The organism is Micromonospora sp. A202 (genome assembly GCF_006715105.1).
Lineage (GTDB): Bacteria > Actinomycetota > Actinomycetes > Mycobacteriales > Micromonosporaceae > Micromonospora > Micromonospora zamorensis.
On sequence record NZ_VFMP01000001.1, the window covers coordinates 3,870,031 to 3,896,998 of the forward strand.

Consider the following 26,968-nt stretch of genomic DNA (forward strand, 5'->3'; position numbering starts at 1 on the left):
CGACCGGGTCAGCCCGGTGTCGCCGGTGAGATCGGGAAGTTCCGGTTGAAGACGTTGTCCGGGTCGTACGTGGCCTTGATCGCGCGCAGTCGGCTCAGCGTGGGCTCGGGCCAGGCATCCAGCAGTCGAGCCGGGTCGGTGTCGGACTCGAAGCTGAGGTACATGCCGTCCACATGCGCGTACAGCTCGGCCCACAGCTTGTCGAGTTGCGGCCTGCGGTCCGGGACCGTGGCGGCGAGCACCGAGAAGTTCTGCTCCCGGTGCGGGTACGCGGTCGCGTCGCGAGCGACGTCGTTGACCGCCGCGCCGACGGACCGGAGCTGCATGATCATCACGTCGCCGGAACGGATCATGTTTTCCATGAGGTCGGCTGCCTCCGGTGTGACGTGGTGCAAGAGCCCGCTGCGGGTGTCCCGCAGACCCTGACCCCGATGGTCGTTGCCGGGTGGCACGACGATCGCCGGGTACGGCACGAGTTGCGCCTGCTGATCGAGAATCGGGCCGATCTCCAGGAACGGGCTCAGCGCGGACTGCGCCGCCTCGACGTCGTCACCGGCGTACACGAGGGTGACCTGGGCCATCGGGGGGTTTCCACGGCGGCCCGGGAAGAGGGACAGGAAGCTCGTCAGGTCCCGCGGCGCGTCCTCCACGAGCCGGCCCCACCGGTGCAGCAGTTGGGCGGTGTCGGTGGCGTCCGCGACGAGGTGGGCGTAGACGACTTTGTCGACCTCGTACGCCTCCAGTTCGAGGGCGGTGACGACGCCGAAGTTGCCGCCGGCGCCACGGACGGCCCAGAACAGATCAGCATGGTGCTCGTCGTCCACCCGGAGCAGGCGGCCGTCGGCGGTGACGATCTCGGCGGCGACGACGTGGTCGATGGTCAGGCCGTGGCGGCGCGCCAGATAGCCGACGCCTCCGGTGGTGGCGAGGCCACCGACGCCCACGTCACCGTAGTCACCCGAGCTCATCGCCAGGCCGTACGGGGCGAGCGTCTGGGCCACCTCCCCCCAGCGGGCGCCCGGCTCCAGCCGGATCCGGCGAGTAGCCCGGTCCAGCACCTCGACCCGGTTCATCCTCGACATGTCGATGACGATCCCGCCGTCGTTCGTCGACCGGCCGCTGATGCCGTGCCCGCCGCTGCGCACGGACAACGGGACGTCCTGGGTCCGCGCGTACGACACGGCATCGACCACCTCGGCGGCGGTCCGCGGCCGGATCACCAAAGCCGGTGACCCCTGCCAGCTGTAGGTGTGGCGCACACCCTCGTACTCCGGATGGCCGGGCTCGACGGCACCGGTGGTCAGCGATGCGGGCAGCGCGTCGTAGTCGAGGCCCGGGTGCCGCTCGGACCGGGCAGCGACCGCGTGGGTCGGTCCGGTGCCGGACGCGGTTCCCGCCCGCTCCCTGGCGACCGCCTCCCGCAGCGCGGGGGCGATCTCCTGCCCGAGGGTCTGGATCAGTCGCGGGTCGTCCCGGCCGATCAGGAAGGTGCTGAAACCCTCTTCCAGGACCATCGGGAGGAGTTGTTCGACCCACTGCTCCGCCGGGCCCTGGAGGAAGCCACGGCTGCGCGACGAGACGTCGACAGTGAACAGATTGAGCAGTCGCCGGATCTCCCGAGGGTCACGTCCCGCCCCGACCGCCGCCTCGTCGATGAGCCGGTTGGCGGTCACCCGGTCCGGAGACCGCAGGTATTCCAGGGTCGGCAACCAGCCGTTGGCCTTCTGACCGGTCAACGCCAGCATCTTCGGCTGGTACGCGCCGAGCCAGATGTCGATGTCGTGGGCCGGCGCGGGGCCGCGCCGCATGCCGGGGATCGGGTAGTAGTACTTCCCGTCCCGCCGCAGCGACCCGGGGGCCTCGGCGTCCCAGACCCCTCGCAGGACGTCGATCGCCTCGCGCAGCGCCTCGACACCCTGCCCCGCCGTCAGCCGACGAGCGCCCATGCCCTCGATCCCGTCCCAGAACGCGCCGGCGCCGAGGCCCAGCTCGAAACGACCGTGGGACAGCCGGTCCAGGCTCGCCGCCGCCCTGGCCAGGACGGCCGGCGGGCGCAGCGGGAGGCTGAGGACGTTTCCCGAGATCCGCAGTCGTTCGGTGCGGGCCGCGACCCAGCTCAGCAGGGTCCAGGTGTCTAGGAACTCGGCGTTGTACGGATGGTCCTGGAAGGTGGTGAGGTCCAGTCCCGCCGCTTCGGTCAGCTCAGCGAGCGCCACCACGTGGTCGGGGTCCTGAGCGCTGGGCGTCAGAAACGTGCCGAAGAGAAGTTCGTGCCCGTAATCAGACATTTCGTCAGCATCTCCGTGGTCATGTTGCCAGAATATAATCTGCACAGCAGATCGTATGTCCCACAACGCACTTGCCCACTGGCTGATTCCTCGGTGCACAGGAACTTCGGTCTGATCAACACATCGCCTGCTAGCGTCCGGTGCATGTCCGCCACCGACGCGTGCGAACTGCCGGCCGACCGCAGGCGCGGTTCGACCTTCGGCTGGTCGCTGGGTGTCGTGCTGCGCCGCTGGCACGAGTACGTCGAGGAGACACTGAGCGACCTGCCGCATCGCAGCCGGGGCTACCACATCCTGGCCGTCGTCGTACACGAGGACGTGCCCACGCAGGGCGCGCTGGCCGCGCGCCTTTCCATCGACCGCAGCGTCCTGACGTACGTCATCGACGACCTGGAGAATGCCGGTCTCATCGAACGGAAGCTCGACCCCCAGGACCGGCGCGCCCGCCGGGTCGTGGCCACCGACCGCGGGCGTGCGGCACTCGCCGAGGCCGAACGGCGGGTCGCCCACGCCGAGGACCACGTGCTGGGCGGGCTGCCCGAGGATCAGCGCGAGGCCTTCCGCGACTTCGCCGCCCGCGCGGCCGAGGCGATCCACGCCGCCGCGCCCGCCACTGACCCCTGCGTCGCCGTGCGGAGCGTCCTTCCGCAGACCGAGCAGTCAGACCGGTAGGCCGCCGGGCCGCCCGCCGAGGTCGTGGCCCGCGCACCGCGCGAGGATCGCTCGCTTGCGGGTCGGCGACGAACCTCACCCGAGCGAGGGAGTGCGTTCCCCTGCCGGCGGGGGCCGTCCGCGCGCCGGTCCCGCGAGGATCGACGCATGACGACATCGGCACCGGCCGTCCGCGAGGCGGGCCATGGCCTGACGTACGCAGTGCTCGGCTGGGCCGTGGCATACGGGGGTTTGCGTCTGGCGTGGACCGTCGGTGAGGCGCCAGGGTTCGGGCGGTTCGGGACGGACCTGCTGGGTTTCACCGGCTGGTGGTCGGTGGCGATGTGCGTCGCGGCGGGTGTCCTGGCGGTTGCTCTGGACCGGCTGGTGGTGTGGCGGCCAGTGCTCGCGGCAGTCGCCTGGGCGACCGCCGGGGCGCTGGTCGCCGCAGCCGCGATCCTGCTGCCGGAGCTGGTGGGCTTCCTGCTGTTCACGGTCGGCCCGTACTTCGACCCGCTCGCGTTCGCCAGCCGGCTCGGCTGTGTCACCGGAGCGGTCCTGCTCGGCCTGGCCACCGCCCGCTATCAGCGGCGCACCCGGGGCGACTGTCCGGACTGCTGCCGGACGGTCCAACCGGGTCTGCGGCGCTCGACACCAGCGTGGTGGGCGCGGTGGGCCGCGTACGCCACAGTGACCGGCCTCGTCGCCCGATTCGCGGCCCAGGCAGTAGTGGGATTCGACGGTCTCACCGACGACGCCACAATGGTCGGACTGATGGTCGGCATGGTGCTGGCCGGGGTGTTGTTGCCGCTGGCGCTGGTGCACCACTGGGGTGGGGTCTGGCCGGGATGGGTGCCACTGCTCGCCGGCCGCACGATCCCTCGTCTGCTGTTGCTGGTGCCCGGCTTCGGCCTCGGGACGGGCATCGTGGCCTACTTCGGCATGGGGATGGTGCAGGTGGTGTCGGGATCGGAGAGCGAGTTCTCCGACGCGTTCCTCTGGGTGGCGATGTCGGCGTACAGCATCCTGGGGCTCGGCCTCGTGGCGGCGTCCAGCGACTACCACCTGCGGACCCGCCGGCCGTGCGGTGCCTGCGGCCGGTGACCAGCCCGATCGGGACCGTCGATCGCCGTGCCCGCCGACCGTTCGGTCGACGGGCACCGCACCCGCTGACGGCGGCAGCGCACACCAAAAGCCGGGGTGTGACGGAATGGCTCGGGCTCAGGACGTTCCCCGTACCGCCTCGATGATGGTCTCGGCGACCTCGCCGGGCTGGGACGCCGTCATCGCGTGGGAGGCGCCGACGATCTCCCGGACGCCGCGGGCGTCGGCCCGCTCGGCCATGAAGCGGTGCGCCGCGACCGGGATGTTGTGGTCCTGGTCGCCGAAGACGAACCAGCTGGGCAACAACTTCCACGCCGGTGTCGTCGACGCCAGGCCCTCGCCGAGCGCCTGCTCGGTCACCGGCCGCTGCGTCCGGGCCATCAACGCCGCCGTGTTGCCGGACACGTCCTGGACGAACTGTTTGTGGTAGGCGTTCTGGGCGATGGCCACCTCGTTGCCGCCGGTCGCCACCGGGTAGGACACCAGGGTGTCGGCGAGTGTGCTGCCGGGGAACTTGCCGGACAGCGCCAGCGCCGACTCACCCGTCTCCGGGGCGAAGGCATTGACGTAGACCAGGGCACGCACCATCGGGTCGTCGGCCGCCGCCTCGGTGATGACCATTCCGGCGTACGAGTGGCCGACGAGCAGGACCGGTCCGCCGACACCTCGTACCACGTCCCGCAGGTATGCGGCATCTCCGGCGACGCTGCGCAGCGGGTTGGCGGCGGCCACCACGTTGTAGGCCGCACCGAGCCGCTCGATCACACCGTTCCAGCTCGCCGACTCGGCGAACGCGCCGTGAACGAGGACAACGGTGACGTCTTGGTCTGACACGGCCATCGGCTCCTTTGCCTGAGGACGGGCTCGGGTGGACGCCTCGTCCGACTACGTGGGCGCGGCTGATTACCCACCCTGCGACCAGGAAACGTCGCGTTCAGGTCGGACGAGTCGTGCCGAACCGCCGTTGGTAGGCGGCGGGGGTGATCGACAGCTTCCTGGCGAAGACCCGTCGCATGCTCTCGTAGCTGGGAAACCCGGCGAGGGTCGCGGCCTGCGACGCGGTGTGGCCCTGGTCGAGCAGCGCCCTGGCCAGGTCGAATCGGATGTTTTCCACGTAGCGGGCCGGAGTCGTGGACAACTCGTCGCGAAAGAGCCGGGTGAGATGCCGGGTGCTCACGTTGAGATGGTTCGCGAGTTCGCCGAGTGAGTGGTCGCCGCGGGGGTTGGCCGTCACCACGTCGGTGATGCGCCGCAGGGCCGGCGAACGGGGCGGCGGCCCTTGCAGCGGCGCCGAGAACTGGGACTGCCCGCCCGCACGCTGCATGTACACCACCAGGGCGCGTGCGACGTCGCGCGTCAGATCGGGCCCGTGGTCCTCCTCGACGAGCGCGAGCGCCAGATCGATGCCGGCCGTCACCCCGGCCGAGGTGTACGTGGTGCCGTCGCGAACGTAGATCGCGTCGGGCTCGACACGGCACGTCGGGCACCGGACGGCGAGCTCGTGCGCGACCTGCCAGTGCGTGGTCGCGCGCTTGCCGTCGAGGACGCCGGCGGCGGCGAGGACGAACGCCCCCGTGCAGATCGACGCAACCCTCCCGGCCGACGCGGCCGGGAGCCGTGCTGCGTCCGCCAGCTCGGCGGGCACCGGGGTACGCGGATAGTGGTCGGACCCGGCCACCAGGAACGTGTCGACAGCCGGCTCCGAGGAGACAGCACCGTCGACCGCCATCCGAACCCCGAGACTCGACGTGACGTCCGCGCCGGTCGGCGACAGCAGCATGATCCGGTAGTCGGCACCGAACCGGTTCGCCTCCTTGAACACCTCCGCCGGACCGGCGATATCCAGCAAGGTCACCCCGTCGTAGACGAGGATCGCGACGCGGTGGGGGCCGCCGGTCACCGCCGCGGCTCCTTCGACGGCGGACGGCAGGGGCACCGCTTATTGGTAGCACGCTGTCACCGGGGAAGACGGCCGTCCGGATATGAGTGGTTCCTGGCCGGACGAAGGCGGCAGCGTACGACGATCGGTGGGCAGCATGGAGGTCGTTCACCTACGGACACTTTCCCGGAAGGTCAGACCATGCCAGAGGTCATCGCGGGGCTGGAGATTCCTGAGACGGCAGCGGTCGCCGAAGCGACCAGGCACATCCAGGAAACCACCACACCGCTCATCTACCACCACTCCCGACGGGTCTTTCTCTTCGGCCTGATCCACGCGCGCAGACTGGGCGTGAACCCGGACCCGGAGTTGCTCTATCTGGCGGCCATGTTCCACGATTCCGGCCTTCTGATGCCCTTCTCCGACGTCGAGCAGCGCTTCGAGGTCGATGGCGCCGACCACGCCCGCAGGTTCCTGCTGGACCGGGGTTTTCCCACGACCGCCGCCGAGACCGTCTGGACGGCCATCGCGCTGCACACCACACCGGGCATCCCCGACCGGATGGGCCCGGAGATCGCCACCACCTACCTCGGCGTCCTGACCGACGTGCTCGGGCTCGGCCTGGACGGACTGGAACACGATGAGCTGGGCGAGATCCTCGCCGTCCACCCGCGCGGGGACTTCAGGAACGAGTTTCTGCGGGTCCAGTTCGACGGAATGAAGAATCGTCCCGAGACCACGAACGGCACGGTGAACTCCGACATCCTCGAACACTTCATTCCCGGCCTGCCGCGCGTCACGACGGTCGAGCGCATCCTCAATTCGCCCTGGCCGCACTGACCGGACTCAAGCTCCCATCGGACGAACTCTTGTGGAAAGGATCCGAGCATGCAAGCGATCACCGTGCGAGACCGTGACGCGGGCGTCAGTGGGCTCACCCTGACCGACATGCCATACCCGCACGCTGCGGAGAACGACGTCATCGTGCGCGTACACGCCGCAGGGTTCACTCCCGGAGAGCTCGGCTGGCCGGCAACGTGGACCGACCGCGCCGGCCACGACCGGACACCCAGCATCCCCGGCCACGAGCTGTCCGGCGTCGTGGTCGAACTCGGCTACGGGACCACCGGCCTCAGCGTGGGCCAGCGGGTGTTCGGCCTGACCGACTGGGCCCGCAACGGGTCCCTGGCCGAGTACACCGCGGTGGAGGCCCGCAACCTGGCACCTCTCCCGGCCGACATCAACCACACCGTGGCCGCCGCGCTGCCCATCTCCGGGCTGACCGCATGGCAGGCACTGTTCGACCACGCCCACCTCACGACCGGCCAGACCGTCCTCATCCACGGCGCGGCGGGCGGTGTCGGCTCGATCGCAGTCCAACTCGCCCGGGAGGTGGGCGCCCGGGTAATCGGCACCGGCCGAGCCGACGACCGTGCTGCCACCCTCGCCCTCGGCGCGCAGACCTTCGTCGACCTGGACGCCGACGATCTGCGGCAGGTCGGCGAGGTGGACGTGGTGCTCGACGTCATCGGCGGCGACATCCTCACGCAGTCGACCGAACTGGTACGCCCGGGCCGGACACTGGTCACCATCGCCATGCCGCCCACAGTGCAACCCAGGGACGGACGAGCCATCTTCTTCGTCGTCGAACCTGATCGCGTCCGGCTGGCCGACCTCGCCCAGCGCCTCCGTACCGGACGGCTCAACCCCGTCGTCGGCGCCGTACGACCACTGGCCGAGACGGCCGCCGCGTTCGCCCGCCATCGTCGTACACCCGGCAAGACGATCATCCAGGTCGTGGACGAACAGTTGCCCGCCGCCGACGAATTTCGCGGTTGAGGGCGGGACACGGATCGCAGGAAGGGGCAGGCTGCGTCCCGGCGAGAGAATATTCAGGGGCCGTGTCGATCCGCGGGCCGCTCGTTCGACGTGGGGGTGCGAGGCCCGCCGGGCGGCCCCGCCGGACGAAGGAGAACGCGATGGCGCAGTACATGCTGATCATGCGGGGCACCGACGAGACCAACGCGGCCGTGATGGCCAACGTCGACGAGCTGATGACCGCGACCCGCCTGTTCATCGAGGAGGCGGCCAAGGCCGGCGTCTACGTCGCCGCCGAGGGGTTGGACGATGCGAGCCAGGGCGTCGTGGTGCACTTCGGCGACGAGGCGCCGGTGGTCACCGACGGGCCGTACGGGGAGACCAAGGAGCTGTTCGGTGGCTTCTTCCTGCTCGACGTCGCCTCGATTCAGGAGGCTGTCGAGTGGGCCAAGCGGGTTCCCTCGGTTCCCGGATCCAAGATCGAGATCCGTCGGGTGCCCGGTGAGGACGAGGTCCCGCAGGACAGCGGGAAGTTCGTCACGGAAGGGACCTCGCACGGGAGCAGCGGCCGGGTCTGATGGGTACGGCCGACATCGAGGCCGTCTGGCGGATCGAGTCGGCCCGGATTGTCGCCGCGCTGACCCGGTTCACCGGCGATTTCGGGCTGGCCGAGGACGCGGCCCAGGAGGCGGTGGCCGAGGCGCTGGTGTCGTGGCCGCGTGCCTCTCCGGCCAATCCGGGCGGCTGGCTGATGGCCACGGCCCGGCGGCGGGCGATCGACGCGATCCGCCGCCGGGCCGCCCTACGGGACCGTTACGCCCTGCTGGCCGCCGAACCCGCGGTCGACGCGGAGATCGACCCCGACCGGATCGACGACGACATCCTGGCGCTGATGTTCGTCAGCTGCCACCCGGTGCTCTCCCCGGAGACCCGGGTGGCGCTGACCCTGCGCGTGGTCGGCGGGCTGTCCACCGAGGAGATCGCCCGCGCGTTCCTCGTACCCGTGCCGACCGTGCAGGCCCGCATCACCCGGGGCAAGAAGACGATCGCGGCGGCCCGGGTGCCGTTCGAGCTGCCGGCCCCCGATGAGCGCCGAGAACGGCTGGGTGGTGTGCTCAGCGTCCTCTACGTGATCTTCACCGAGGGTTCGACGGCCACGACCGGCGACCGGCTGCTGCGCCCCGACGTCGCGTACGAGGCGATCCGGCTGGCCCGCACGCTCGCCGCGCTACAGCCGGACGAGCCGGAGGTGCACGGCCTGCTCGCGCTGTGCGAGCTGACGGCCGCGCGCTTCCCGGCCCGCACCGCCGCGGACGGCACGCCGGTCCTGCTCGAGGACCAGGACCGCCGACTGTGGGACCGCGCGGCGATCCGCCGCGGGCTGGCGGCCTTGGCCAGGGCATCGACCCGCGGCCTCCGCCCCTATGGTCTGCAGGCCGCCATCGCGGCCACCCACGCGTCGGCGCCCTCCGTCGAGGAGACCGACTGGGACCGGATCGTGCTGCTCTACGAGGCACTCGGTCGGGTCGCGCCCTCCCCGGTGGTCGAGCTCAACCGGGCCGTCGCCGTGGCCATGGCCTCGGGGCCGGCGCAGGCCCTGTCCATCGTGGACGGTCTGGTCGCCTCGAACCGACTGGCCGGGTCGTACCTGGTCCCGACCGTACGCGGGGAGCTGCTGAGCCGTCTTGGTCGCCGACCCGAGGCGCGCGCCGAGCTGGAGCTGGCCGCTCGGCTCTGTGCCAACCAGCGCGAGCGCGCAGTGCTGCTCCGCAAGGCGGCCGCGCTGAGCTGACTCCGCAGCCCTTCACGCCGCGCCGTCACCCACCGGGGCGGCTGCTCGTCAGCCAACCGGTGAGCTGCTGGCTGGTCTCCGCTGCGAGCGCCGCCGCCGCTCGTGCGGCCAGGGTGACGAGCTCAGCATGCTCCGTCCCCGTCACCTGCAAGGGTGGCTGAGGGACACGGTGCGAGGCTGTCCGTGTCGCGTCACGGGTGATCCGGGTGGCGTCGGCCGTGCCCCGCTCGGCCAGGCGTGGGTCCGCGTCGACGGCCAGGATCAGCGCGGCGCGCAACTCGGCGCCGACACCCCGGCCGCGCAGGAGCCGGTAACCGGTCCGGCGCAACTCCACCCGGCCATCCCCGGGCCACCGCCCGTACCAACGGCGCGTCATCGTCGAGGTACGCGGCGACCTCGGCGTCCTGCCCCGCGCAGACCAGCCCGGTCAATGCCACCGCCCGCACCTCGGCCCGAGCCGATCGAGCCAGACGCTTCAGGGCGTCGAGCCGGCGGGTCCCCACCGCCTCACGGCACGCGGCCTCCGCCGCCCGCGCCCGAACCCGCACATCCGGATCCGACTCGGCAAGCTCCCGATCATGGCGACATCCTGCCCCAGCCGACCAGCCCGACCGAACCCCATTTCCGGCCGAGCGGCAAACCGAGGCGGACGGCAACTCCACCGGGTCGGGCCCGTGCCGCCAGCCCTGCCAGGCGACGCCTTCCGCTACCGGCGGCGGAGCAGTATGCCGCCCGCTGTCCCCGCGACAATCGGAAAGGCGGCGACCAGCAGCAGTTGGGCACTCACCGGCAGGTGGGAGGCGAGACCTAGGAGACCGGCACCGATCGCGGAAGCCGCGACCTTCAGTCCGGCGCCGATGGTGAAGACCTGCGTACGGGTCGTCTCGGTGGCCAACTGGTCCCGGGCCAGGAACAGCGCTGCGGCGAACGGTCCGGTGAAGAGCCCCGACAGCGCAAACAACGCTGCGGTCAGCGGTAGGGAGTGCACGGCGGCCGCCAGCGCGATGGGTGCGCCGACCGCGACCATGGCCCAGACCGTCACAACCGGCGCGCGGGAGGCCGGCATCGGCCGCCAGGTCCAGAGCAGGGAGCCCACGAACGCACCTCCGGCGATCACGCCGAGCAGCAGGCCAGCGCGCGTGGGTTCGTGCGCGGCGGCAGCCAGGGTGGTGGCGACCACGGCGAGACCGCCCAGGCCCAGTTGGCCGAAGCTGGTCGCGAGGGTGAGCACTCGCAGGGCCGGATCGCGCGCGACCGCGCGGGTGCCGTGGAACAGGCCAGCGGTCCGCGCCGCCACGGTGTCGGAGGTGGGCAGATGCAGGGAAGCGACGCCGAGTGCGCCGAGTGCGGCGATGATCGCGAGCGCAAGGATGGCGGTGCTCGGGCCGGCCGCCGCCGCGACCAGCCCGACCGTCGCCGGCCCGGCCATGCCGGCGACGTTGTAGAACAGCGAGTCCAGCGCGAAGGCACGAGCCTCGTGCCCGGGTCCCGCCAGCTCGGCCAACCGGCTGGTCAGCCCGCCGGTCACCGCCGGTCCGCAGCACCCCGCAAGCACGAGGACGAGGTAGGTCTGCCACAGCGGCGCGTGACCGAGCAGGGCGACCGGGGCCGCGAGGGCGCCGGCGAAGACGGTGATCGCGCCGGCGAGCACGGCCGCCGGCCGTCGCGACCGGTCCACAAGCGCACCGACCAGCGGTGCGGCCACCACGTGTGGAATCAGCAGGGTCGCGACCAGCGTTCCGCCGACGGCGGCGCTGTCCGCCCGGTCCAGGGCGAGAAGCACCAGCGCCACACGTGCGCCCTCGTCGGCGGTACGCGCCAGTAGCGCTGCGGCCAGGTAGTGGGCCAGCCGTGCGCCGTGCCGGCGGCTGCCGGGATCGGTTGCCGTCACCTGTTGGACCGGTGATGCCATCGAATCACTCTTGCATCGCGTCGCGTCACCGGTCAAGATGGTGACGTGAGATTCGAGTTCATTGCCGACCGGCCGGTACTGGACTTTCTTCCCACGCTCGCCGAGCGCGGCCACACCGACGTCGAGCAGCTGACGGCCCCGCAGGATTTCGCGGACTGGGCCGTTCAGGCTGGCGTCGTCGAGCAACCCCCTCATGTGGACGATGCGGCTCTGCGGCAAGCCAAGGATCTCCGCGAGGCGATGTTCCGCCTGGTCCGAGCCCTGATCGACGGCACCGACGCGGCTCCGGCCGATCGCGAGCTGGTCAATGATGCCGCGGCTGGACCGCTACCCGAGCTGCGCCTGGACGTCGACGGGGTGCACCGGACGGGCGACACCGACGCCGTCCTGACGGTCCTCGCGCGCGACTGCCTGGAGTTGCACGCCAGCGACGACCGTCACGCCCTCCGGTGGTGCGCCGACGAGCACTGCACCCGAGCGTTCGTCGACCGGTCGCGAGGCTCGCGACGACGCTGGTGCGGCATGCGCGGCTGCGGAGATCGCGCCAAGGCCGCCGCGTACCGCCGTCGACGGCGAACCTCGGCCCCCTGAGGCATCGGCCCCGATTCTTCACCCCGATGTCACCGAGCGATCCGGTCGGCGACATTTCGGTGTCCGCCCGCAGGAGTTGGCTGCCAGTCGTCGCACTTGTCCTGACCAGGAGCTGATCGCCGTGCCTTCTTCTCGTCGTACCTTCCTCGCTGGCAGCGCCGCCGCGGGCGTTGGCCTTGCCGTCGCCGGCGGCCTGCCGTCGCTGGCCCAGGCCAGCCCGGGCCGGCCGCACCCGCCGGTCAAGTCCGGTCACGTGCCCTTCCCGCCGCTCGTGGACGACCCGAAGGGAATCCTGGCCCTGCCCGAGGGCTTCAGCTACACAGTGGTCACCCGGACCGGCGTGACCCGGCTCGACCGTGGCCAAGGCATGACTCCGGCCGACCACGACGGCATGGCGGTCTACGACGCCGGCAACGGCCGCTACACCCTGATCCAGAACCACGAGATCGACCCCGGCGCGGAGTTCGGCGTGCCGCACGTCAAGGGAACGGTGTACGACCCGGGCGCCGTCGACGCCGGCGGATGCACCGTGATCAGGACCGACCGTGCGGGCCGCAACCTGGGTGAGTTCGTCGCCCTCTCCGGCACCATCTCCAACTGCGCCGGCGGGCCCACCCCCTGGGGGACCTGGCTCACCTGCGAGGAGACCGAGGACCGGGCCGGCGACGAGTGGGAAGAGGGCGGCCGGTCCGGCGTCTACCAGAAGGACCACGGCTACGTCTTCGAGGTCTGGGCCGACGGCAGCGCCGACCCGAGGCCGATCAAGTGCCTGGGTCGCTACTCCCACGAGGCCCTGGCGGTCGACAAGGACCGCACCCACATCTACCTCTCCGAAGACGCCGACGGGCCCAACGGCCTCTTCTACCGCTGGTCGGCGCCGCGCGGCGTCAAGGTCGGTCCGGGCGTGCTCACCCGGCTCGCGCCCAACGCCGGCGTCCTCGCCGCGATGCAGATCATCATGGACGACGGTTCGGTGCTGCCGGACGTCGCCTACCTGACCTCCGCGCAGCTGGGTCGCCCCTTCCCCGTCCGGTGGATCGAGGTGCCGGACCGAGACGCGCGGGACAGGTCCGTACGCGAGCAGTTCACCGATGGCCAGGTCACCCGCGGGCGCAAGTTCGAGGGTGTGTGGGGCACCGACGAGGGCGTGTACGTGGTCAACTCCTTCGCCTGGGACGAGGGTGACCTGCCGGCGGACGCGGCACCGCACGACGGCATGGTCTGGTTCTACGACTACAAGGCGCAGACCATCCAGCTGGTGACGTACTTCCCGCACCAGAGCGCTTCCGAGGAGGGGACGCCGGTCAGGTACAACGACATCACCTTCGACGGCCCGGACAACGTGACCGTCACCCCGTGGGGAAGTCTCGTCCTCGCCGAGGACGGCAAGGGCACGTCCCACGTGCTCAGCGCGGTCCCGGGCGGCCCGACCTACGCGATCGCCGGCAACCAGCTCAACGACTCGGAGTTCTGCGGGCCGACCTTCACCGCCGACGGCAGAGTGCTCTTCGTCAACCTGCAGGACCCCGGCCTCACCCTGGCCATCACCGGCCCGTGGGAGAAGTACCTGGGCTGAGCCCGGATTCGGATCGATCGGTGGGGGGCGGGCGGAACCGCCCGACCCCCACCGCGTCCACACCTCAGTGCGAGTGACGGGGCACGGCACTGCCGCTGCCGCCGACGAGGAAGTCCAGGTCCGCGCCCTGGTCGGCCTGCAGGACGTGCTCGCTGTACAGCCGTACCCATCCCCGGTCGGCCACCGGCGGCGGCGGCCGCCACGCGGCCCGGCGCTGGACAAGCTCGGTGTCGTCGACCAGGAGTTCCAGGCTCCGCGACGGGACGTCGACGCGGATCAGGTCGCCGGTGCGCACCAGCGCGAGCGGGCCGCCCACGGCCGCCTCCGGCGCCACGTGCAGGATGCAGGTGCCGTAGCCGGTGCCGCTCATGCGGGCGTCGGAGATCCGCACCATGTCCGTGATGCCGGCCGCGAGCAGCCGTCGTGGCATCGGCACGTTGCCCACCTCCGGGAAACCGGGGTAGCCGCGCGGCCCTGCGTTGCGGACCACGAGCACCGTGTCGGGGGTGACGTCCAGGTCCGGGTCGTCGGCGGCGACGACATAGTCCTCGATCCGGTCGAAGACGAGCGCGGGACCGGTGTGTGTGAGGAGCTGGGCGGAGGCGGCGGACACCTTCAGCACCGCCCCGGACGGCGCGAGCGAGCCACGCAGCACCACGGTGCCGGAGCCGGCGGGCTGGAACGGCTCGGCCAGGGTGCCGATGACCTCCCGGTTCCAGCACTGGGCGCCGGTGATGTTGGCGGCCACGCTCCTGCCGCTGACGGTGACGTGGTCCATGTTCAGCAGCGGGGCGATCTCCGCCATCACCGCCGGAACGCCGCCCGCGTAGGCGAAGTCCTCCATGAGGTACGCCCCGGACGGCATGAGGTTGACGAGCATCGGCACGTCGGCGGTGAGGGTGTCGAAGTCCTCCAGGGACAGGGGGACGCCGAGGCGTCCGGCGATGGCGAGCAGGTGTACGACGGCATTGGTGGAACCGCCGATCGCGGCGTTGACCCGGATGGCGTTCTCGAATGCCTGCCGGGTGAGCACCGTGGACAACCGTTGGTCCTGTTGGACCATGGCGACGATCCGGCGGCCGGCGGCGTGTGCGAGCGCGTACCTGCGGGAGTCGACAGCCGGCACGGCGGCGGCCCCCGGGAGTTGCACGCCCAGCGCCTCGGTCACGCAGGCCATCGTGGAGGCGGTCCCCATGGTCATGCAGTGGCCCCGGCTGCGGGACATGCCGACCTCCGCCTCGGCGCAGTCGGCCGCGCTCATCCGGCCCGCCCGCATCTCCTCGGTGAAGCGCCAGACGACGGTGCCCGAGCCGATGTCCTGCCCGCGGAACTTGCCGTTGAGCATCGGGCCGCCGGTCATCATCAGAGTCGGCAGGTCGACGCTCGCCGCCCCCATCAGCAGACCGGGCGTGGTCTTGTCGCAGCCGGAGAGCAGGACGACCCCGTCGAGCGGGTTGGCCCGGACCGACTCCTCCAACTCCATCGCCAGCAGGTTGCGGTAGAGCATGGTGGTGGGTCGCATCAGGGGCTCGCCCAGGCTCATCGCGGGGAACTCCAGGGGCAGGCCGCCGCTCTCCCACACGCCCCGCTTCACCGATTCGGCCAGGTCCCGCAGGTGGGCGTTGCAGGGTGTCAGCTCCGACCAGGTGGTGGCGATGCCGATCACCGGACGACCGTCGAAGACGTCGTCCGCGAACCCCTGGTTGCGCATCCAGGACCGGTGGATGAACCCGTTGCGGCCCTCCGCACCGAACCACTGCCCGCTGCGCAGCGGTGGATTCGTCGTCGACATCGGCACACCTTCCTGTCGTCGTCCCGCACGGCGTCTGCGAGCGGGCGGGTCTGGCTGGTGACATCGGGACCAGGGGCACGTGCGGGAGCGACCGATGGCGCGGCTACTCCCCCTTCGGTTCCAATTTCCCGTCGACTCGGCGCGGAATGGCGGTGTACGCGTCCCGAAGCTCGTCGGGGAGGATCCACTCCGGGGCGTCCTGCCACGCCAGCGGACGGAGGAACCGTCGGATCGACGTGGCGCCGACCGAGGTGTGCACGGCGTTGGTCGACGGCCAGGGCCCGCCGTGGTGCTGAGCCCACGACACGCGGACACCGGTGGGATAGCCGTCGAAGACGATCCGACCCGAGCGGGCGGCGAGCACGTCGACCAGCCCGCGCACGGCATCGGCGTCATCGTCGGGTCCACGATGGACGGAACCGGTCAGTGACGGCGGGACGGTCGCCAGCACGGCGTCGAGTTCGGCGACGTCGCGATACCGGACCACGACCATGAGCGGTCCGAAGCACTCGCCGGCGATCTCGGCGGTGAGTCCCGGCAGGTCGACCTCCAACAGGGTCGGTGCGACGGTGAAGCCCTCGCCGGGCTCGACCTGGGGCCGGGCCGAGACACGCGCACCGGCCTGCTCGAAAGCCGTCGCGCCGCTCTCGTAGGCGTCCCGGATGCGCTCGTTCAACAGGACCGTGCCGCCCGCCGAGGCGACCCTCCCCCGCAGCCTGTCGACCAGGTGCTCACCGCCCGGATCCGCCGGGATGAACGCCAGACCAGGCTTGGTGCACAGCTGACCACCCGAGGCCGTGAAGGAGGCGAACAGCCCTTCGGCGATCGCGTCTGCCCGGTCGGTGGCCGCGCCGGGCAGGACGACGATCGGGTTGACGCTGCTCAGCTCGGCGTAGAGGGGAATCGGGTCGGGTCGTTCGTCGATGGCCGCCTGGATGGCCCGGGCGGCGCCGACGGAGCCCGTCAACGCGACCGCGCGGATCGCGGGGTGGCGCACCAGCGACCGGCCGGACCGCTCCCCGTACACGGTGGTGATCACGCCGTCGGGCCCGCCCAGGTCGCGAATGGCCGACCCGATCGCGTCGGCGGAGGCGTGCGACGTCAGCGGGTGCGACGGGTGGGCCTTCAGGACCGTGGGACAACCCGCGGCGAGCGCGGAGGCGGTGTCGCCTCCGGCAACCGAGAAGGCGAAGGGGAAGTTGCTGGCTCCGAAGACGGCGACCGGCCCGAGGGGCATGAGCATCCGCCGCAGGTCAGGGCCGGGCCCGATGGGGGTGTCGGCGGCGTGGTCGATGGCCGCCTCGACGTACCCGCCGTCGCGCAGGACGTCGCCGAACATCCGGAACTGGAGAGCCGACCGGGTGAGCTCCGTTTCGAGCCGCGCCTGACTCAAGCCGGTCTCCGCCTCCGCGACGGCGACCAGGTCCGCGCGACGGGACTCCAGAGACTCGGCGACGCGGTCCAGCATCTCCGCCCTGCCGATTCTGCCCAGGCCGGAGAGCCACTGCGCGGCACGGGACGCCTGGCCGGCGACAACCTCCAGCCGAGACTCGTCCGTCTCGTTGAGATCGGTCGCGCGACGCCGACCGTCGCGCGGATCGACAGTGTTGACCACGTTCACAGCAGCCCTCTCCTCCCCAGATTGCCCATCAGATCGCGGACGCCGAAGTGCCAGGGCTCGCACTCCTCCGCGTGCCACACCCGGTTGACCAGGGTGCCGAGCGCCGGACAGCTGATCCGTACGACGTCGTCGACCTTGTGGGTGAAGCCCTCGCCTGCGCGGTCGCGGTCCTGGATGGGCGCGAACATCGTGCCCAGCATCAGGGCGGCACCGTCGGGATAGCTGTGGTGCGGGCCGATCAACTGCCGCACGAGGTCCTCGGGGTCCCGCGACATCCGGGTCATCTCGGACACCGCCTCCAGGAGGAAACCGTCCAACCCGCGGACCTCCAGGCTGACCTCGAGTTCGCGGACCCGATCCATGCCGAACCGGTCGTCGAAGAGCCGGATCAGGGGGCCGAGGGCACACGAGGCGTTGTTGTCCTTCGCCAGCGGAAGCAACAGCGCCGACCGGCCCTCCACATCCCGCAGGTTCACGTCGTTGCCGAGGGTGGCGCCGACGATCCGGCCACTGGACTGGACGATGAGCGTGACCTCGGGCTCCGGGTTGTTCCAGGTCGACGCGGCCAGCACGCCGACCGGAACGGCGGTGCCGACGGCGGACAGCATCTGACCCTTGGTGAAGATCTCGGCGTCCGGGCCGATCCCCACCTCCAGGTACTGACTCCACATGCCCTCGGCCACCAGCAGACTCTTGAGCCGCTCCGCCTCCGCCGAGCCCGGAGCCAGGCTGTGCAGGTCGACACCAACGTCGGCGAGCATTCGGCGCCGGATGTCCCCCGCGAGCGCCAGGTCTCCCCGGGCCCGTTCCTCGATGACGCGTTCGATCATCGAGACGGGAAAGGTCACGCCGGCGGCCTTGAGCACCTGAAGGTCGACCGGGGTGAGCAGCCAGGGTCGCGTACGGTCGCGGGTCTCGGCCTCGGTGTTGGCCAGTATCTCCCCGAGGTCGCCCACCCGCGGCCCGTCGAGCCCGGCCACCGTCGCGGCGGGGTCGGGAAGCTCGCAGATGTCCCGGACGGTCGGGAACCGACGGCTGATGTCGAAGACCTCGCCGTTTCGGACGGTCACGGGCGAGGGTCCGTCGACGGACGGGTCCCAGATCCGGCCGACGAGGACGCTGTCGTCGGCGTCGTCCGGCAGCGCCTGGACGGCGGTGCCGGCCCAGCCCGCGCCCGGGGTCGTGCGCCGGGGCCGTGGCACCGTCATGAGCCGCTCCCCAGGTCGAAGAAGGATTGCTCGCCCCGGGGCGGATGTCACAGACGGCGTCCTGGTACATCCGGAGTGGATACGAGTCAGCGTCAGGCGTGTGAAATTGCAACGATCGTAGCGCCATGTGCAACGCTGTCAAGCGCTGGTTGCGCATGGCATGACCCTCATTGCGTATTATGCAATCGCAGTGGCGGTCATGTTCCGCCGCGCGGAGGGAGACAGGGCCTTGGCGCAATCGATTCGCCGTGCGATCGACCTCGTCCGTCGGTCGGCGGAGCACCCGCTGTCGCTCACGGAGGCGGCGGACGTGCTCGGCGTCCACAAGTCCACGGCCCTGCGCATCCTCCAGACACTGGAGTCCGCGCGCTTCGTGCGCCGGACCGGCGCGGGCACCTATGTGCTCGGCAGTGGCGTGATCGAGCTGTCCGAGCTCGCGCTCGGCTCGATGGACCTACGTCAGTTCGCCGCCGCACATCTGCGTGCGTTGCAACGCCAGACCAGCCACACCGTGCACCTGGCGCAACTGACCGGCGACGAGATCATCTACATCGACAAGGTCGACAGCCCGGCGTTCGACGCCGTCAAGCTGCCGTCCCGGGTGGGCCGCGCGGTGTCGATCTACGCGAGCGCCGTCGGCAAGACGATCCTGGCCTACCTACCCCAGGAGGAGCGCGACCGCCTCCTGTCCCCCGTCGTCTTCGAGCGGTTCACCGACACCACCTTCGCCGACCCCGAATCTCTCGCGACCGAGTTGACCCGCATCCGGGAGCAGGGCTGGGCCACGGACAACGGCGAACACGACGCGTACGTGATGTGTGTCGCCGCACCGGTCAGGGATTCACGAGGGCAGGTCATCGCCGCCGCCTCGATGACGGCGATCGAGGTCATCGCGAGCCTCGACCAGTTGAAGAGCGCCCTTCCGCTCCTGCTGAGGACCGCGGACCAGATCTCGTCCGAACTGGGCTACACACCTCCGTCACCCGCGAGCACTGACGGCTCGGTCGACGACGACCGTCTGACGAACACAACCAGCTGAGGAAAGAGGGCACGAGGGCGGCCCCGGCGACCGTTAGAATCGCCGCCGTGGAGCTGGACGAGACCGCCGCCCGACTCGGGGTGCCCGTCGAGGACGTCGAACGCGTGCACCAACTCGCCGGTGACCGGCCGTCGGCGCCGCTGCCCGACAAGGCCGACGCGCGCGCGATCCTCGGCCGGCTCGCGGTGCGGCCGGACGACACCACCGAGATCATGGCCGGCTGGCCCGACCCCGACTCGCCACACTGGACCCCGGAGCTGCGCTGGCTGCTCGACCGGTCGATCGCCCTGGTCCGCGCCGACCTCGGCGGCCACGGCTGGCTGTCGCCGGGGCCGGAGTTGCCGCGCGAGCGGGGCCCGGCGTGGCGGCATCTCTACGTGTACGCGTACCTGGCCCTGGTCGACGTCGTCACGGCTTATCACCGCGATCACGGCATCGCCGACGCCGTGTCCTGGGTGACCCTGGCGGACCTGGGCCGCAACCTCGCTGTCGACCGGCGGATGCGCGGCGAGGGCTGGCCGGTGATGCAGAGCTGGCTGACCCTGCACGCGCGCGGTGGCCTGTACGAGCTGGGGCGGTTGCAGCACCAGCGCGGTGGCGGCGCCATCGACCTGCACATCCCCGAGTCGGGACCGCTGACCCCGGAGGCGGTCGCGGCGTCGCTCGACGAGGCCCGCGCGTTCTTCCCCCGCCACTTTCCCGACGAGCACTACACCGCTTTCGCCTGCGGCTCCTGGCTGCTCGATCCGCAGCTGCGGGAATACCTGCCCGAGGACTCCAACATCGTCCGGTTCCAGCGGAGGTTCGAGCTGGAGCCCTACGACGAGCAGGAGGGGCCCGACGCCGACGTGGAGGTGCTGCGGTTCGGGTTCCGTAGCCTCACCACGCCGCTCGACGAGCTGCCACGCGGCAGCGTGCTCCAGCGCGCGATCGTCGACCACCTGAAGGCAGGCCGGCACTGGCAGTGGCGCCGCGGTCGCTTCCCGATCTGACCAGGCACCTGGCGGCCGACGAGAGCGCGGCCGACGAGAGCCACCGACGCCCCGCGTGCTCAGGTGACGCGATGCCGTTGGTAGTGGCGGGCCGCTTTGGCGCGAGAGCCGCAACCGTCCATTGAGCACCAGCGTCGGGTGCCGTTTCGCGACGTGTCGTAGAAGTGCAGGACGCAGGCGGGGTTGCCGCAGGGACGGATGCGGTTGGGTTGCTGGCGAAGCAACTCCAGGTAGTTGACGGCCGCCTGCCAGGACGGAAGCCAGTCGGTGCCGACGTCATGGTGCTCCTGCACGGCCCCCTGCCGGAGCGTGTAGCGCGAGGCGCCACGGGCGAGGATCGCGTTGACCGCCCGTTCGGCGTCCTCGCCGGGCTGCTCCAGGACGCGACGCAGCGCCGCGCGCGCCTCGCGCAGCGGCATCTCCACCGACTCGGGCTCCCCCGGCAGTCGGTGCTCGGCGAGCCAGTCTCGCAGCCCGTCGGGCTCGTCGAACAGGTCGACCATGCGGCCTCGCTCGACCCACTGGGTGTTGATCAGGTCCAGTGCGAGGGGCTCGCCCACCAGTGGCCGACGTGTCATGGCGCCAACCTTACCACCGTTCGCCGCTTGACAGGTTAGGCAGGGTGGCGTACCTTCTAACCGGCTAACTAAGCCGAGGGGGTTAGACCCGAGTTCGGAGGGCGTCCGCCATGCCACATCGCTACCTACAGGAACTGACCAGCGCCTCGGTGGTCGCCGCGCAACAGCGCTACGGCAGCCGCCCCGCCATCGCGCGCATGGTCGCCGGCTGGGACACGGACGCGATGCTCGGCGCCGACGAGACCGCCTTCATCGCCGAACGCGACAGCTTCTACCTCGCCACCGTCGGCGAGAACGGCTGGCCGTATCTGCAGCACCGCGGTGGGCCGCCCGGCTTCCTGCGCGTTCTCGACCCCACCGACGGGCACAGCGTGCTCGGCTGGGCCGATCTGCGCGGCAACCGGCAGTACCTGTCGGTCGGCAACCTCGGCACCTCGCCGCGGGTGTCGCTGCTGCTCATGGACTACGCCCACCAGCAGCGACTCAAGATCATCGGCACGGCCCGCGTTACCGACGTCCGGGACCGGGCATCCGAGGGCCTGCTGGAGAGGCTGAACGTGCCCGGGCAGACGGGCAAGGTGGAACGGCTGATCACCGTCGACGTGCACGGCTACGACTGGAACTGCCCGCAACACATCACGCCCCGCTTCAGTGAGGCGGAACTGGCGGACGCGCTCGCGCCGATACGCGACGAACTGACACGCCTGCGCGCGGACAACCACGCCCTGCGCGCACAACTGCACGGCCACGCCCTACCCGACGATCAGCGAGACAGGGACAGCCATGAGCACTGACGCCCCCGACCCGAACGCGCCACCGCGGCACCCGGTGCCGCCGTTCGACGCCGAAACCGCACGAATCAAGGTGCAGGCCGCCGAAGACGCCTGGAACACCCGCGACCCGCAGCGCGTGGCCGCCGCCTACACACCCGACAGCATCTGGCGCAACCGGTCGACATTCCTCACCGGCCGCCACGAGATCGAAGCGTTCCTGACCGACAAGTGGGAACGCGAACTCGACTACGTGCTCCGTAAACAGCTGTGGGCTTTCCACGAAAACCGTATCGCCGTGCGGTTCCAGTACGAGTGGCACGACGCCACCGGCCAATGGTGGCGCAGCTACGGCAACGAACAGTGGGAGTTCGACGAGCGCGGCTACATGGCCCGTCGGGAGGCCAGCATCAACGACGTCCCCATCTCCGCCGAGGAGCGCCGCATCCACGGGCGGAGGCCCCCAGGCGACGCCACCGACATACCGCTGCGGTGACAACCGCCGGCACCACCGCAAGACCAGGGAGAAACACCATGAACAAGCTGACGGTACGCTCCGTCGGCGGTCCGACGGCGGTGTTCGACTACGCGGGCTCACGCGTCGTGTTGGACCCGACGTTCGACGATCCGCGGACGTACCAGAACGGCCCCGTGACGGCGACCAAGCTCACCGGCCCGAGCGCAGCGCCCGAGGACCTCGGCCAGGTCGATGTGGTGCTCGTGTCGCACGAGCACCACATCGACAACCTGGACATCTCCGGGCGGGAGTTCGCCCGCCGGGCCCCACGGGTGTTCACCACCGCCGCTGGGGCACCGAATCTCGGCCCCGGTGCGGTCGGCCTCCGGCCGTTCGCGCACGCCGAGGCCGGCGGCATCCGCGTCACGGCGGTTCCGGCGCTGCACGGAACGCCGGAGATCGGCGTGCACAATGGCCCCGTGGTCGGCTTCGTGCTGGAGGCGACCGACTGGCCAACGGTCTACGTCAGCGGTGACAACGCCTCCCTCGACGTCGTGGCCGTCGTCGCGGAGCAGTTTCCGGCAATCGAGATCGCGTTCCTCAATCTCGGCGCGGCCCGGATCGCCGTACGCGGAGACGGGTTCCTCACCTTGACGGCTGACCTGGCGGCCCGAGCGGCGGCCCTGCTCGGCGCCCGGGCGGTGATCCCTGTGCACCAGGACGGCTGGGGGCACTACACCCAGGATGCCGACGACGTCGTACGGGCCTTCGAAGAGGCCGGCGTGCGGAATCTGCTCGTCGACCTGCGTCCCGGCGACTCGACGACCGTCTGACGAAGAGTCCACAACGTACTCAACGACGCCTGAGTACCCGCCGTCATTCGCCCGCCCCAGCGGCTCGATAGCGTTGCCGCGTGGTCACTTTCCTGCGCCGGTGGACGCTGCGATCCTCGAGCTTCGCTCTGACCTGGCTCTACACGCTCTACCGGATCCATCCGGCGGTGTGGCGGCTCACGGCACGTCAATACCGCCCGTACATGGGCCACTTCGCCCGGCTACACGCCTGGATGACGTGCCAGTTCGCCGCGATCGACGTCCCCGCGTACGGCGACTTCCTGCGCCGCGGCAACTGGCGGTTCCGGTGGTTCGACCTGTCGTCGTACCCCCCGACCGACAAGCGGGCCTACGTGCAGGCGTACTCGGAGGCGCAGCGCTGTCGGCACGGCGAGATCGAGATCGCCGGCAGCGTGGTCGACGAGTCGTCGGGCTCGTCCGGGCAGCCGTTCAACTGGGTCCGCAGCCGCCGTGAGCTGCGCTCGGTGCACAAGAACCTGGCCGGCTACGCGACAATGGTGTTCCCGTCCAAGCGGCGGTTCGTCATCAACGCGTACTCGATGGGCGCCTGGGCCACCGGCACCAACACCGGCATCGCCATGTCCACCATCGCAATGGTGAAGAACACCGGGCCCGACCTTCAGAAGATCGTTGACACCCTGCGCTACTTCGGGCCCGGCTTCGACTACATCGTGACCGCGTACCCGCCGTTCCTCAAGCACCTGCGCGACAAGCTCGACGCGGAGGGCTTCCCGTGGGCCGACTACCGGATCAGCGGTCTGGTCGGTGGCGAGGGCATGACCGAGGCGCTGCGGGACTACCTGGAGGAACGCTTCCTGAAGGTGCGCTCTGGGTACGGGGCCAGCGACCTCACCATCGGCATGGCCGGGGAGAGCGACTTCAGCGTCTGGGTCCGTCGACGACTGCGCACCGACGCCGCGCTGCGGACCGCCCTGCTCGGTGCCGACGAGCGTCGGCTGCCGATGGTCTTTCAGTACAACCCGCTGGAGACCTACCTGGAGACCACTGCGGACAACGAGGTGCTCTGCACCATCAACTCGACGGCGGTGCTCAATCCCCGGGTCCGCTACAACATCGGCGACGAGGGCCGGCTGATCTCGTACCCCGATGTCGTGGCCGCGATCACCGACCCCGCCGCGCGGGCCGCCGCGGACCGCGCCTGGCAGGTCGACCGGATGCGGCTGCCACTGCTGTTCCTGTACGGCAGGAAGGACAGCACGATCTCCTACATGGGCGCCAACATCTACCCGCAGGACGTCGAGTACGGCCTCTACACCGGCAACCCCCAGGCGCACCTGCTGCAGAGTTTCTGCCTCCAGGTGGTCGAGCAGGCCGACCTGGAGAGTCGACCGGTGGTCAACCTGCAACTTCGCGACGGCGTGGCCCTCGGCCCCGATGAGCGGCAAGATCTCGTCCACACCTGCCGTGCCGGGGTGCTGCGTCACCTCGCCGAGGTCAGTCGGGACTTCGCCGAGTCCCTCGCCGAGGACCCGTCCGCAGCCGACCTGCGGGTGGAGATCCACGAGTACGGCACCGGCCCGTTCGCCGGCGCCGGCTCCACGATCAAGAACGTCTACCTGGTGAGGGGCGTGCCGGCGTGAGGACCACCGACTTCTCCGCGACTCCCCCGGTGGGCCAGGCGACCGCCATGTTCGTCGGGGCCACCCGCTATCGGGGGCCGCGCTCGATCTTCACCCTCACCCGGACCTGATTCCGGATGGTCCGGCAGATGAGACGGATGAAGGGGTACCGCTGGCACACCGTGTATTACCAGTTTCCCTTCACGCTTGGCACCATCGCCTTCTTCAGCGACCGCGACGCACTGCTGACGTTCGCCCGCAGCCGCCACCACCGCGACCTCATGTGCTGGGTGACCGATCACGGCACCACGAACGCGACCGGTGGCTACATCCGCCTGTACAACGCCGAGCCCGAGGGCTACAGCAACGGCATCTGGCGCGCCGAGGCGGACGGCATGGCGCACATACCGACCTTCACCCCGCTCTCCACCGAGACGGCCGGCCCACCGGTGCACCGCGGATGAGACTGGATCCGGTGCGGTCCCGGGCCGACCTGCGGGCGTTCGTCGACTTCCCGCTGCGGCTGCACCCGAGCGACCGGTACGTACCCCTGCTGTCGTCGGTCATCGCGGCCCACCGCCGCACCGCGGACCTGTTCCTGGTCCGCGACCGCCACGGTGTGGTCGTGGGGCGCACCAGCATGCACCGAAGTGCCGCCTTCGACGCCAAGGTGGGCCCTCGACAGCTGTTCGGGCACACCGAGTTCGTCGATGACAACGACGTCTTCGCCGCCATCATGGACGCGGTCGAGACCAGGGCCGACGGTCGGCCACTGTTCGGGCCGGTGGCACTGCTGCCCAACCAGACCGGCGGGGTGATCACCTCGGGCTTCGCCGACCGCGGCTTCGTGGACTCCGCGTGGAACCCCGCCTACTACCCGCACATGTACGAACGGCACGGCTTCCACCGTCGCTTCGAGGCCGACACCTGGCTGGTCGACGTCCACGGCACGGCCGTCGCGGACCAGGACCACGGTTTCGTCTTCGACGACGCCCGGATCGCCGCCGAGCAGCTCGTCGTCCGGCACGGCTCCCGGTGGCGTCTACGCGGCCAACTGCCGATCCTGCGGCGAATGCTCAACGAGAGCTTCGCGCAACTCGGCTACTACACCGACATCTCCGCCGAGCAGTTGGCGGAGCAGACCGACGGTCTCGCGTTCCTGCTGGACGAGGCGCTGCTCCTCTGGCTGGAGAAGGCCGGCAGGCCGGTCGCGTTCGTCGTCACCGTGCCGGACATCTCCGAATACCTCATGCGCGTCGGTGGCCGGCTCGGTATACCCAACCAGCTCCGGCTGCTCGCCACCCGCCGCCGCTACCGCAGCGACGCCGTCCTCATCATCAAGGGCACCGTGCCCGACGAGCAGGGCAAGGGGTATCTGACGCTGCTGTCCCGGGAGCTGCACCGCAACCTCGCCAGCGTCGGCTACCGCACGCTGCGCAGCACCTTCGTGGAACGGACGAACATCGCCTCGGCCGCCCAGTACCGGCGGGCCGGGGGCCGGCCACTGCACGGGTACACCTTCTACGAGAAGGCGGCGGTTGCGTGAGCTGGGTCGAGCGGTTGCGGGCCAACGAGGCGATCTGCCGCCGGGCGCCGAGCGCGCACAACACGCAGCCCTGGCGACCGGAATACCACCCGGACGAGATCACCATCGGCGTCGATCCTGCCCGCAGCCTGCCCGACTCCGACCCGACGGGGCGGGACCTGGCCCTCGGCATCGGCGCGTTCGTCGAGACGTGCCTCATCGTCTCCGCCGAACTCGGTCTCACCGTCACCGCGGCCCCCGGCCCTCGACTGGTCCCCGCGGCGGACCGCTACGCGACTCCCTTCACCATCGCCGACGTCGAGTCCCGCCGGGTCGCCCGTGGCCCGTACGCGCCAGGGTGCGTCGACGCCGCCGTCATCGCCGAACTCGGCCCCGGCATCGCGCACGTCCCGGCCCGGGATCTCGTGTCGGACCTGCTGGTCGCCGACCGGTGGCTCTTCGGCACGCCGGCCGTCGCGGTCGAGCTACGTGAATGGCTGCGGCTGAACCCGGCCCACCCTCGCTACCACCTCGACGGACTCACCGACCGGGCGCTCGCCCTGTCCTGGTTCGAGGCACGGTTCCTGTCCGCCGCGCTTCGCGCGTACCCGGTCACCCGCCGGCTGGGCCTCCCGGCGCTGCTGGCCGCCAGCGGCCGCGGTCTGTTGCGCTACGACGGCAGCGTCCTGGTGCTGCTCGCCGACGACGGCGACCGTATCGCCGCAGGCCGGCGTCTGCTGCGTACGTGGTTGACGCTCGCCCGGCACGGCCTGTCGGTCCATCCACTCAGCCAACTCGTCGACTGCCCGGCGACCGCCAGCCGGCTGGCCGAGCGGGTGGGCGGCGAACCGCTCGCGGTGTTCCGCGTCGGCCGGCCCCTCGCCGAGCCGGTCCGCTCGGCGCGACAATAGCGCCCCTCCCGGCCCGGTCACCTCGCCCTG

At 70.7% G+C, this 26,968-nt stretch carries 26 protein-coding genes; 17 read left to right on the top strand and 9 right to left on the bottom strand.

Translation table 11 applies throughout. The features are described 5' to 3' along the window. Positions 1-8: 8 nt before the first annotated feature. Entirely contained in the window at positions 9-2,288 is a 2,280-nt protein-coding gene (locus FBZ33_RS17995; RefSeq protein ID WP_141909964.1) for an LLM class flavin-dependent oxidoreductase, read from the bottom strand. A gap of 144 nt (positions 2,289-2,432) precedes the next feature. Between FBZ33_RS17995 and FBZ33_RS18000 the strand changes: the two genes are divergently transcribed. Together FBZ33_RS18000 and FBZ33_RS18005 are read left to right on the top strand one after the other, a co-directional pair. Then, positions 2,433-2,960 carry a MarR family winged helix-turn-helix transcriptional regulator gene (locus tag FBZ33_RS18000; RefSeq protein WP_141909965.1) on the top strand — a complete coding sequence of 176 codons (528 nt, stop codon included), beginning with the start codon at positions 2,433-2,435 and terminating at the stop codon, positions 2,958-2,960. A 147-nt stretch (positions 2,961-3,107) separates the two neighbouring features. Then, the gene (locus FBZ33_RS18005; protein ID WP_141909966.1) at positions 3,108-4,043 is read left to right on the top strand and encodes a hypothetical protein; all 936 of its coding nucleotides are present in this window, start codon (positions 3,108-3,110) and stop codon (positions 4,041-4,043) included. A gap of 117 nt (positions 4,044-4,160) precedes the next feature. Here FBZ33_RS18005 and FBZ33_RS18010 read toward each other — a convergent pair whose 3' ends face one another. Next, entirely contained in the window at positions 4,161-4,883 is a 723-nt protein-coding gene (locus tag FBZ33_RS18010; protein WP_255508933.1) for an alpha/beta fold hydrolase, read from the bottom strand. Between the two features lie 94 nt (positions 4,884-4,977). Next, a complete protein-coding gene (locus FBZ33_RS18015; RefSeq protein ID WP_255508934.1) occupies positions 4,978-5,979 on the bottom strand; it encodes a GlxA family transcriptional regulator in 1,002 nt (333 codons plus the stop codon). A gap of 144 nt (positions 5,980-6,123) precedes the next feature. On the opposite strand from FBZ33_RS18015, the gene FBZ33_RS18020 reads away from it, so the two are divergent. The 4 genes from FBZ33_RS18020 to FBZ33_RS18035 all read left to right on the top strand — a co-directional run bounded on the left by FBZ33_RS18020 (position 6,124) and on the right by FBZ33_RS18035 (position 9,532). After that, positions 6,124-6,762, top strand: a complete 639-nt coding sequence (locus FBZ33_RS18020; RefSeq protein WP_141909969.1) for an HD domain-containing protein — start codon at positions 6,124-6,126, stop codon at positions 6,760-6,762. A gap of 48 nt (positions 6,763-6,810) precedes the next feature. Then, positions 6,811-7,761, top strand: coding sequence for an NADP-dependent oxidoreductase (locus FBZ33_RS18025; protein WP_141909970.1), 951 nt, complete (start codon positions 6,811-6,813; stop codon positions 7,759-7,761). A 140-nt stretch (positions 7,762-7,901) separates the two neighbouring features. Next, entirely contained in the window at positions 7,902-8,318 is a 417-nt protein-coding gene (locus FBZ33_RS18030) for a YciI family protein (protein ID WP_141909971.1), read from the top strand. Next, positions 8,318-9,532, top strand: coding sequence for an RNA polymerase sigma factor (locus tag FBZ33_RS18035; protein ID WP_185755329.1), 1,215 nt, complete (start codon positions 8,318-8,320; stop codon positions 9,530-9,532). The genes FBZ33_RS18030 and FBZ33_RS18035 overlap by 1 nt, the downstream gene beginning before the upstream one ends. A 25-nt stretch (positions 9,533-9,557) precedes the next feature. Here FBZ33_RS18035 and FBZ33_RS18040 read toward each other — a convergent pair whose 3' ends face one another. Both FBZ33_RS18040 and FBZ33_RS18045 read right to left on the bottom strand, forming a co-directional pair. Then, positions 9,558-9,866 carry a hypothetical protein gene (locus tag FBZ33_RS18040; RefSeq protein WP_141909972.1) on the bottom strand — a complete coding sequence of 103 codons (309 nt, stop codon included), beginning with the start codon at positions 9,864-9,866 and terminating at the stop codon, positions 9,558-9,560. A 372-nt stretch (positions 9,867-10,238) separates the two neighbouring features. After that, a complete protein-coding gene (locus tag FBZ33_RS18045; protein WP_141909973.1) occupies positions 10,239-11,444 on the bottom strand; it encodes an MFS transporter in 1,206 nt (401 codons plus the stop codon). 45 nt (positions 11,445-11,489) lie between these two features. Between FBZ33_RS18045 and FBZ33_RS18050 the strand changes: the two genes are divergently transcribed. After that, positions 11,490-12,035 (top strand): ABATE domain-containing protein, encoded by a 546-nt coding sequence (locus tag FBZ33_RS18050; RefSeq protein ID WP_141909974.1) that lies wholly within the window; start codon positions 11,490-11,492, stop codon positions 12,033-12,035. Positions 12,036-12,156: 121 nt separating this feature from the next. Then, positions 12,157-13,611 (top strand): alkaline phosphatase PhoX, encoded by a 1,455-nt coding sequence (locus FBZ33_RS18055; protein ID WP_141909975.1) that lies wholly within the window; start codon positions 12,157-12,159, stop codon positions 13,609-13,611. Positions 13,612-13,675: 64 nt separating this feature from the next. Here the strand turns inward: FBZ33_RS18055 and FBZ33_RS18060 are convergent, their stop codons facing one another. The 3 genes from FBZ33_RS18060 to FBZ33_RS18070 all read right to left on the bottom strand — a co-directional run bounded on the left by FBZ33_RS18060 (position 13,676) and on the right by FBZ33_RS18070 (position 18,232). After that, positions 13,676-15,403, bottom strand: coding sequence for an IlvD/Edd family dehydratase (locus tag FBZ33_RS18060; protein ID WP_141909976.1), 1,728 nt, complete (start codon positions 15,401-15,403; stop codon positions 13,676-13,678). 103 nt (positions 15,404-15,506) lie between these two features. Next, on the bottom strand, positions 15,507-17,024 hold the full coding sequence (locus FBZ33_RS18065) for an aldehyde dehydrogenase (NADP(+)) (protein WP_141909977.1): 1,518 nt from the start codon (positions 17,022-17,024) through the stop codon (positions 15,507-15,509). Next, on the bottom strand, positions 17,021-18,232 hold the full coding sequence (locus FBZ33_RS18070; protein WP_141909978.1) for a fumarylacetoacetate hydrolase family protein: 1,212 nt from the start codon (positions 18,230-18,232) through the stop codon (positions 17,021-17,023). Before FBZ33_RS18070 ends, FBZ33_RS18065 begins: the two co-directional genes overlap by 4 nt. A gap of 160 nt (positions 18,233-18,392) precedes the next feature. Between FBZ33_RS18070 and FBZ33_RS18075 the strand changes: the two genes are divergently transcribed. Continuing rightward, positions 18,393-19,271 (top strand): IclR family transcriptional regulator, encoded by an 879-nt coding sequence (locus FBZ33_RS18075; protein WP_141909979.1) that lies wholly within the window; start codon positions 18,393-18,395, stop codon positions 19,269-19,271. 47 nt (positions 19,272-19,318) lie between these two features. Then, complete coding sequence (locus FBZ33_RS18080; RefSeq protein WP_141909980.1) at positions 19,319-20,263, top strand: acyltransferase domain-containing protein; 945 nt, start codon at positions 19,319-19,321, stop codon at positions 20,261-20,263. Positions 20,264-20,322: 59 nt separating this feature from the next. Here FBZ33_RS18080 and FBZ33_RS18085 read toward each other — a convergent pair whose 3' ends face one another. Further along, positions 20,323-20,841 (bottom strand): CGNR zinc finger domain-containing protein, encoded by a 519-nt coding sequence (locus tag FBZ33_RS18085; protein WP_141909981.1) that lies wholly within the window; start codon positions 20,839-20,841, stop codon positions 20,323-20,325. 110 nt (positions 20,842-20,951) lie between these two features. Between FBZ33_RS18085 and FBZ33_RS18090 the strand changes: the two genes are divergently transcribed. The 7 genes from FBZ33_RS18090 to FBZ33_RS18120 all read left to right on the top strand — a co-directional run bounded on the left by FBZ33_RS18090 (position 20,952) and on the right by FBZ33_RS18120 (position 26,938). After that, positions 20,952-21,635: a pyridoxamine 5'-phosphate oxidase family protein gene (locus tag FBZ33_RS18090; RefSeq protein WP_141909982.1), complete on the top strand. Its 684-nt coding sequence runs from the start codon at positions 20,952-20,954 to the stop codon at positions 21,633-21,635. Then, positions 21,625-22,107 carry a nuclear transport factor 2 family protein gene (locus FBZ33_RS18095; protein ID WP_141909983.1) on the top strand — a complete coding sequence of 161 codons (483 nt, stop codon included), beginning with the start codon at positions 21,625-21,627 and terminating at the stop codon, positions 22,105-22,107. The genes FBZ33_RS18090 and FBZ33_RS18095 overlap by 11 nt, the downstream gene beginning before the upstream one ends. A 38-nt stretch (positions 22,108-22,145) precedes the next feature. After that, on the top strand, positions 22,146-22,901 hold the full coding sequence (locus FBZ33_RS18100; RefSeq protein WP_141909984.1) for an MBL fold metallo-hydrolase: 756 nt from the start codon (positions 22,146-22,148) through the stop codon (positions 22,899-22,901). An 80-nt stretch (positions 22,902-22,981) separates the two neighbouring features. Beyond that, on the top strand, positions 22,982-24,523 hold the full coding sequence (locus tag FBZ33_RS18105) for a phenylacetate--CoA ligase family protein (protein ID WP_141909985.1): 1,542 nt from the start codon (positions 22,982-22,984) through the stop codon (positions 24,521-24,523). A 128-nt stretch (positions 24,524-24,651) separates the two neighbouring features. Continuing rightward, positions 24,652-24,966 (top strand): hypothetical protein, encoded by a 315-nt coding sequence (locus FBZ33_RS18110; RefSeq protein ID WP_255508935.1) that lies wholly within the window; start codon positions 24,652-24,654, stop codon positions 24,964-24,966. Continuing rightward, entirely contained in the window at positions 24,963-26,048 is a 1,086-nt protein-coding gene (locus FBZ33_RS18115; RefSeq protein ID WP_141909986.1) for a hypothetical protein, read from the top strand. Before FBZ33_RS18110 ends, FBZ33_RS18115 begins: the two co-directional genes overlap by 4 nt. Then, positions 26,045-26,938 (top strand): hypothetical protein, encoded by an 894-nt coding sequence (locus FBZ33_RS18120; RefSeq protein WP_141909987.1) that lies wholly within the window; start codon positions 26,045-26,047, stop codon positions 26,936-26,938. The genes FBZ33_RS18115 and FBZ33_RS18120 overlap by 4 nt, the downstream gene beginning before the upstream one ends. Positions 26,939-26,968: the final 30 nt, after the last annotated feature.